At 59.6% G+C, this 7,776-nt stretch carries 5 protein-coding genes; 4 read left to right on the forward strand and 1 reads right to left on the reverse strand.

Going from position 1 to position 7,776, the window contains the following annotated elements:
- The first annotated feature begins 259 nt into the window (after nucleotides 1-259).
- From VIH17_05255 to VIH17_05265, 3 genes are all read left to right on the forward strand, one after another.
- Nucleotides 260-1,279, forward strand: a complete 1,020-nt coding sequence (locus VIH17_05255) for an L-rhamnose/proton symporter RhaT (protein ID HEY4682642.1) — start codon at nucleotides 260-262, stop codon at nucleotides 1,277-1,279.
- A complete protein-coding gene (locus VIH17_05260) occupies nucleotides 1,270-2,097 on the forward strand; it encodes an MIP/aquaporin family protein (GenBank protein HEY4682643.1) in 828 nt (275 codons plus the stop codon). Before VIH17_05255 ends, VIH17_05260 begins: the two co-directional genes overlap by 10 nt.
- A gap of 124 nt (nucleotides 2,098-2,221) precedes the next feature.
- On the forward strand, nucleotides 2,222-5,335 hold the full coding sequence (locus VIH17_05265) for an alpha-mannosidase (GenBank protein HEY4682644.1): 3,114 nt from the start codon (nucleotides 2,222-2,224) through the stop codon (nucleotides 5,333-5,335).
- Here VIH17_05265 and VIH17_05270 read toward each other — a convergent pair.
- Complete coding sequence (locus VIH17_05270; GenBank protein HEY4682645.1) at nucleotides 5,316-6,629, reverse strand: hypothetical protein; 1,314 nt, start codon at nucleotides 6,627-6,629, stop codon at nucleotides 5,316-5,318. The genes VIH17_05265 and VIH17_05270 overlap by 20 nt on opposite strands.
- Before the next feature lie 289 nt (nucleotides 6,630-6,918).
- Between VIH17_05270 and VIH17_05275 the strand changes: the two genes are divergently transcribed.
- Nucleotides 6,919-7,776 (forward strand): EamA family transporter (locus VIH17_05275; protein ID HEY4682646.1); only part of this gene is annotated, 858 nt, incomplete at its 3' end.

Consider the following 7,776-nt stretch of genomic DNA (forward strand, 5'->3'; position numbering starts at 1 on the left):
CGCTCGACTCTTCACCAGGATCTCGCCGCGAGAGTCTACCAAGCCGGCGGCTACCTTCGTCCCGCCGATGTCCACCCCAAGGATTAGGGGGGTCCCCTCGGGCATTTCTGCTCCTTGCAATAAGCCTGCGGGCTTATGATACCTCACCGATCGCTTGCTTTGTGTTCCTCTACGAGTCACTGTCTGGGTAAAATTCAAGTATACTCTGAGCGGCATCAAGCCAATTCACGATTTCGTTGCAGGCTGAGAACTAATCATGATGAATGAGACTACCGGGGGATTCCTCTTGTTGCTGTTGGCCGGGGTAATGAATGGCAGCTTCACCCTGCCGATGAAGTTTACGCGGCAGTGGGCCTGGGAGAACACCTGGCTGATCTGGACCGTGTTTGCACTCGTGGTTTTCCCACCTCTCATGACTTTCTCGACTCTGCCCGCGGTGCGGCCGGTGTACGAAGAGGTAAACCCCACTGTTATTCTCACCGTGATTGGTTGTGGAGCCGGTTGGGGCATCTCACAAGTATTTTTTGGGTTGGCGGTAGACGCGGTGGGGATCGCGCTAGCCTTTTCGGTCATCCTCGGCCTCTCGGCAGCCGTCGGCAGCCTGGTTCCACTCATCCGGCTTCATCCAGAGAAGATTCTGACGGCCGAAGGTCTAGCGGTTTTCGTCGGGGTGGGATTGGTCATTTTAGGTGTTGGGATTTGCGCGGTGGCGGGCCGGAGACGCGAGGCAACCCTGGGGCAGATGGTAGCGCCGGGAAAAGCTTCTATGATGAGAGGCCTGCTCTACTGCGTGTTCAGCGGCGTGGGATCGGCTCTGGTGAACGTGGGGCTCGTCTTTGGAGCACCCCTGCTCGCAGCAGCGGAGCATGTAGGAGCTAAAAGCGTTTGGGCCCCCAACGCGGTTTGGCTGCCCCTGATGTGTGCAGGGGCTATTCCCAACCTACTTTATTGTATTCATCTGCTGCGCAAAAACAGAACTGCAAACCGGTTTGGATTGGCGAGCACGATGAGCTACTGGATCCTCGCGGGACTGATGGGAGTGTTCTGGTTTGGCAGCACACTGATGTACGGCGTCGCTGCGGGGAAGCTCGGAACGCTGGGCACGGTGCTGGGCTGGCCGCTGTTTATGTCCTTGATCGTCATCACCGCGAGTATTTGGGGCGTGCTGACAGGGGAGTGGAAAGGCACTGGGAAAGAACCCTTACGCATTATGTTGGGAGGCGTCGCTGTCCTGATCTTGGCAATCTTTGTTTTAGCCACGGCGACCCGATGGGCGTAGACGTTTCCCGAATCGCGGTCTGGCGAGAATATTTCGCCGAGTTTGTAGGTACCTACATTCTCATCCTGATTGGCGACGGCGCCGTGGCTGTCGCCGTCTTTACCGGAGCGTTGGACTTGACGGGCGTCGCGCTCCTGTGGGGCTTGGCCGTGGTCTTGGGTGTTTACGTCGCCGCTGCAAGTGCCGGGGCGCATCTCAATCCTGCAGTCACGTTGACCTTTGCTGTCTTCCGGCACTTTCCACGCGGAAAGATTGTTCCGTACGTGGGGGCCCAGGTGGCCGGTGCGTTTGTGGCTGCGCTCACCTTGTATTTCTGCTGGTACGGCTTCTGGGAGAGCACGGCCACGAAGCTCGGCGTCGTTGTCGGGGAACCGGGCAGCCAGAAATTGTTGATGGTGTTCGCCTGCTTCTACCCCAATCCCGGGCTGGTTGGCACTAGCCCGGAAGAATTCAGCACGGTTTCGACCGCTACCGCATTTCTGGTGGAAGCGGTGCTGACGATGTTCTTGCTGCTGGCAATTTTTGCCCTTACGGATGAACACAGTACCAGGGGCCCCCAATCCAATTTGGCGCCGTTATTCATCGGTCTTGCCGTCACGGCCATCGTAGGTATTGGCGCGCCGGTCACCATGGATGCGGTCAACCCGGCCCGCGACTTCGGCCCCCGCCTCCTCGGTTACCTCATCGGCTATGGCTCCATCGCCTTCCCGGGTCCACGGGGTCATGAATGGTGGCTGTACATCGTTGCGCCGATTGTCGGCGGGTTGGCGGGAGGTTTGATGTACAAGACCCTGAGCCCGGGCGACACCAAAAAATAGGAGGTCTATTTTGCCCTCTACATCTTCTAAAAGCTCGGTGAGTATCGCCCTAGTAATCTTATTCCTCGTGGTTCCCAGCCGCATGGGCGCAAACGAAAGCTCGAAGCCGTCTTGGGAGCGGAAGGTGGTCTTCGAGCGGTTACAAGCCATGACCGTGCTGCCGTTGCCCGAGTGGCGTTTCCACGCTGGCGATGTTCTTCATGGAGAGGCGACCAACGTGGACGACTCCGCCTGGCGGCTCTTCGAGCTAGGAGAAGAATGGAACACCGGGCCAGCCTGGTTCCGCCGCTGGGTCGAGATTCCGGCCTCGCTGGCGGGCTACGACATCCGCCGCGCGGGCCTGCGCTTCCGCGTGCGCATCAGCGGCGAAAATCCCGTCCATTTGACGGTCTATTTCAACGGAGTCCGCAGCGCGGAAGGAAATGACCTCGACCCCATTGTGTTGACCAAGAGCGTCGAGGCCGACAAGAAAATTTTGATCGCCGTCAAAACGCAAGTTCCAGGCGGGCGAACCGGGCTTTGGACAGCACAGCTTGAGCTGGAGGCCACTCCGGATCGGCCGGACCCGCGAATGCTGCTCGAGGAGTTCTTGTCGGCCGAACTGTTAATCAACTCTGCCGCGGAAGGAAAGGCCGAACGAGCACAGCACCTGGACGCCGCGCTCCAAACCATCGACTGGACGGCCTTGGAGCGTGGCGACCAGCAGGCTTTCGATGCCTCCTTGCAGCAGGCGCGGGAGAAGCTGCGACCACTCGCGGAGTGGCTGAAGGGGTTTTCCATCCGCGCTACCGGCAACTCCCACATTGACCTGGCCTGGCTCTGGCCTTGGACCGAAACGGTCGAGGTGGTGCGCAACACTTTTACAAGCGTGCTCGAATTGATGCGCGAGTATCCCGAGTTCACCTTCACCCATGCCTCCGCGCAGACCTACGAGTGGATGGAAGAAAAGTATCCGCTGCTATTCGACGAAATCCGCCAGCGCGTCCGCGAGGGCCGCTGGGAGCCCATCGGCGGGATGTGGGTGGAGCCTGACCTGAATATGCCGGACGGTGAGTCGCTGGTCCGCCAGTTGCTTGTGGGCAAAGGCTATTTCCAGGAGAAGTTTGGCGTTGACATCCGCACGGGCTGGAATCCCGACGCCTTCGGCTATAGCTGGCAATTGCCCCAGATCTACAAGAAATCGGGTATCGACTTTTTCGTGACGCAAAAAATCTACTGGAACGACACCTCGCGTTTCCCCTACAAGCTGTTCTGGTGGGAGGCACCTGATGGCAGCCGCGTGCTCAGCTACTTTCCCCACCATTACGGAAACCCCATTGACCCGGTGGCGATGGCGCGCGATCTGGCGGAGTATGCCCCGGCGATGGGATTCCCGGAGATGATGCACCTCTACGGCGTGGGCGACCACGGCGGCGGACCGACGCGGAGCATGCTGGAGACGGCACGCCGCTGGCAGGCAGCCGGAGCAATCTATCCCCGACTCTTTCTGGGCACCGCACAGGCTTTCTTCGATCGGCTGACTGAGAAGATTGGCAGCTTGAAGATTCCCGTTTGGAAGAGTGAACTCTACCTCGAATACCACCGCGGCGTGTATACGAGCCAAGCCGAAACCAAGAAAAACAACCGCCGCAACGAAGAGCTGCTCCTAAACGCTGAGAAATTCTCTTCCCTCTCCTTTTTATTTGGCCGGCCCTATCCCCAGGCAGAACTCAACTACGCCTGGAAAAAGGTCCTGTTCAACCAGTTTCACGACATTCTCCCAGGCTCGAGCGTGGCCGCAGTCTATGGTGACGCCGCGCGCGACCACGCCGAAGTGCGGCGCATCGGGAACGAGCTCCTTGCCCGTGGTCTAGAAGAAATCAGCGCGCGTGCCCACACCGAAGGGCCGGGCGTGCCGGTGCTGGTCTTCAACCCGCTGGCATGGTCGCGGACGGATGTAGTGGAAGTGGAAGCGCAATTTCCTCGGCCGGTTACTGAAGTTGAAGTGCGCGACCCGGCCGGGCAGCCGGTGCTGGCCGAAGTTATTGCACGCGCCTCGGAAACACATAAGCTGACCGTGCGCTTCCTAGCCGAGGCGGTTCCCGCGCTGGGCTACAAGGTCTTTCACTTCGTGCCGATGCGTCGGGCGCGTCGCCCCGCCTCCTCTCTCCGTGCGGACACCCATTTCATCGAGAACGAGTTCTACCGGGTACGGGTGGACGCCAAGACGGGCTGCATCACCAGCCTCTTCGACAAGACGCACAACCGCGAAGTGCTGGCTCCGTCAGCCTGCGGCAACCTGCTCCAGACCTTCTACGACAAGCCCCGCGAGTACGACGCTTGGAACATCGATGCCACCTTTGAAGACCAGAAGTGGGACTTGACCCAGGCTGACGAGGTCAAGCTGGTAGAAAGCGGCCCCGTCCGGGCTGTTCTGCGGGTCGTCAAGAGGTTTCAGAATTCCACTTTTGCGCAAAACATCACGCTCTATCCCAAAATCCCACGCGTGGATGTCGGCATGGAGGTCGACTGGCACGAGAAGCACGTTCTGTTGAAAGTAGCCTTTCCGGTCGCCGTGCAGAGTGAGTTCGCCACCTATGAGATTCCTTTCGGGACGATTGCGCGGCCGACAACGCGGCGCACGCCCGAAGAAAAAGCCAAATTCGAGGTGCCGGCCCTGCGCTGGGCGGATTTGTCGGACAGCACCTATGGCCTGAGTGTGCTCAATGACAGCAAGTACGGTTACGATGCGCGCGCTAACGTGCTGCGTTTGACCTTATTGCGCTCGCCCGCCTACCCCGATCCCCACGCCGACGAAGGCTTCCACCGCTTCACCTATTCGCTCTACCCCCACGGCGGCACCTGGAAAGAAGCCGGGACCGTACGCCGCGGCTACGAGTTGAACTACCGGTTGATGGCGGTGGTGGCATCTCCCCATCAAGGGTCGCTGCCAGCGGTATATTCCTTCGTCCAGCTTGAGCCTGAAAACCTGATCCTGACGGCCATGAAAAAGGCAGAGGACGACGATAGTCTGATCTTCCGCTTCTATGAATTCGCCGGGCAGCAGACTCAGGCGCGGTTGCGCGTGCCGCCGGGAGCCACGCAAGTCGTGGAAACCAATCTCATGGAAAAGGAAGAGGCTGAGTTACCACTGCAGGGAACGGGCATACTCATGCCCACGCGCCCCTATGAAGTCAAGTGCGTCAAAGTCCGATTTGCGCCCTTAGGGGCTAGGTCGGTTAGCGCGGCTGGGGAATGAACGTGTGCATTTCTCCCGGACGCAGAGTCAGGGAGGGGGTCGCGCTCAGCAAGTTGGGGCCCGGTCGATAGTCGGCATCGAGCAGAAACACTTTGCTGATTTCCCGCAGAAGGGTTTCTGGGCTTGTGTCCGACGGGGCATTTCGGGGATCCTGCACCTCAACGCACTCGATCGCTATGAACTCCAGGGCCTCCGCTGCAGTACCAGTCGGGAGTTCCACTGCTGTCCGGAACCAGCCGCTGCGGGAGACAGCGAGGTCGCGCTGGCCCCGGTGTGAGCTGTACCAGCGCGGCTGCCCCTTCAGTTTGACCCAGGCCACCACGCCGCTGTCACGGCTTTCGGCGTTGATCTCCAGGTAAAGATACTGGCGCGGGTCCCCCACCGCCGTTCCAGCCACCGCATCATAAGGTCGCAACTTCCCTTCGCGTTCCAGTTCCTGGGCCATCAGCCGGTACGTCCAATGAAACCGATCCATCACCTCTTCGCGCGAATGCTGGTTGAGGTCGGCGCGCACGGGCAAAAGGCGATATTGCAGAGCGGAAAAGCCGGTGTCGGCGAAAATATTGTTCTGTGAGAGGACGAGCAGAAAAGGGTGGCGGCCCTCCTTGCGGCCGCTAAAGGCAAAGTCCTTGTGCTCCGGCCCTTGAAAAGCCTCCTTGCGGATCTTGCCCTGGGCATCCAAGCGGACCCGATAGACATACTCAATGTCGGTGGCACGGCCCCAGCGCGCCATCAAAGCGTCCGTAGTGGTTCCGGCGTCCTCGTTGCTGAAGATGACGGTGTACTGGAGGACGGTGTCCTTGGCTTCAGAAAATCGCTCGTACCACATCAGCAGCGGGATATCGGAGAAATGGCCAAGAGTGTCGGCGCGGGCGTAAAGGATGGGGGCATGGGCGATGGCTCGCTGCTCAGGCTCATTGGACGCCAGGCCGCGCACGTGCACCGCCGCAAGCTCCAAGCCTGCGCCCTGAGCAGACCACCGCGCGTTGCGCTCGACGCGCAGGCGGTGCGATCCAGCCTCGAGAGGCCCCAGGAAAACTCGGTAGGTCCAAGTCTCAGTGCCCTGGAAAAGAACCACGTCCTGATTGTAGCGACCATCCAAATAAATTGTCGCGACAGCGGCTTCCGCGCCCGGCCGGTTCCAGGCGGCGCCGGGAGCGGAAGCGGTAATTTCTGCGATTGCTTCCGCTGGTGCCTTCAGCACGAAGCTGATTTCCAGACTGTCGGCAGCCAGCTCGCTTGTCGCCGGAGTAGCGACGGTACTGAGGACGAGAGCCAGTAAGAGACGACTCACAAACATTCCTGTATCGTGCTCATCAGGGCCGAAGAAACGGTTTGACACCGTCTTTCCAATTGACAGGCTAGGCGATTCATAGTAATCGAAGGTCCGTGTTAGTGCCATCTGCAACTTACCTGTGAACTCTTAATGCAGATCCCGCAAGAACGGAAAACGGAAGGGCGGACTGATCGCTGGTGGGTCTTGATTCTCCGCGATGTCCACTTCTGGGTCCCGGTGGCAGTACTTTTGGGCGGATTACTGCTTCTGCGATGGATTTACTAGCGCAAGCGAAGAGGAAGGGCGCTTGAGTTCTGCGGCACCGCAAAGCGCGGTGGAAGCTTCGCGCCTGCGCAGCTTGCAGGCGGTAGGAATCTTCTGCGGATTCACCGCCGGTGCATGGTTGGGGGCGGCCGAGGCACCAACAAAGTTGGTCTCGATCGGGGTCTCCCCGCTGGTGATTTCGCTGATTATGGTCGTCGGCGTGTTCCTGGCACGCTGGAGCCTGCCCGCCTTGATCCGGGGGACTTCTTACATTCGCGCTGACGTGCGGCAGGCACCCCACTTGATCGTCTGGGCAGTGCTGGCGGGTTGCCTGTGGGCGGTGGCCAATACATTGACGATTTTCGCTATCCGCGATATCGGCCTCACCATTGCTTTCCCGCTCTGGAACACCAACAGCTTGCTGGGAATTTTTTGGGGCTTTCTCTTCTTCAACGAGCTGCGCCAGGCCGGTTGGCTGCGCTGGATGGGAGTGTTAGGCGGAGCGCTGATCATGTTTGGTGGAGCGACGCTGCTGGCCTTTGCCTCTTCAACTCAAGCGCCGGCCGAGCACGCGCTGCGAGGCGTCTTGGCAGCCTTGGGCGCCGGCGTACTCTGGGGAACGATGTACATCCCCTACCGCAAGGCCTATCTGACCGGAATGAACCCGCTCTCGTTCGTTACTTTCTTCACCATCGGTGAACTCGGGATGATGACGACGCTGGCGGTGAGCTACGCTGGTGGCCCGGCGCCGCTTTGGCAAGAATTGGTGACCACAAAGGATGTGCTGTTCTGGCTCTTGCTGGGCGGGTTCATCTGGGTGGTGGGCGATCAGTTTCAACAGTACGCAGCCAAATATGTGGGGATCAGCCGCGGCATTCCACTCTCGAACACGAACCAACTC

It is taken from the genome of Candidatus Acidiferrales bacterium (assembly GCA_036514995.1).
Lineage (GTDB): Bacteria > Acidobacteriota > Terriglobia > Acidiferrales > DATBWB01 > DATBWB01.

Bases quoted from the DNA above. Each gene is read 5' to 3' on its own strand.
- VIH17_05255 (HEY4682642.1), top strand. From the start codon at position 260: ATGAATGAGACTACCGGGGGATTCCTCTTGTTGCTGTTGGCCGGGGTA.
- VIH17_05260 (HEY4682643.1), top strand. From the start codon at position 1,270: ATGGGCGTAGACGTTTCCCGAATCGCGGTCTGGCGAGAATATTTCGCC.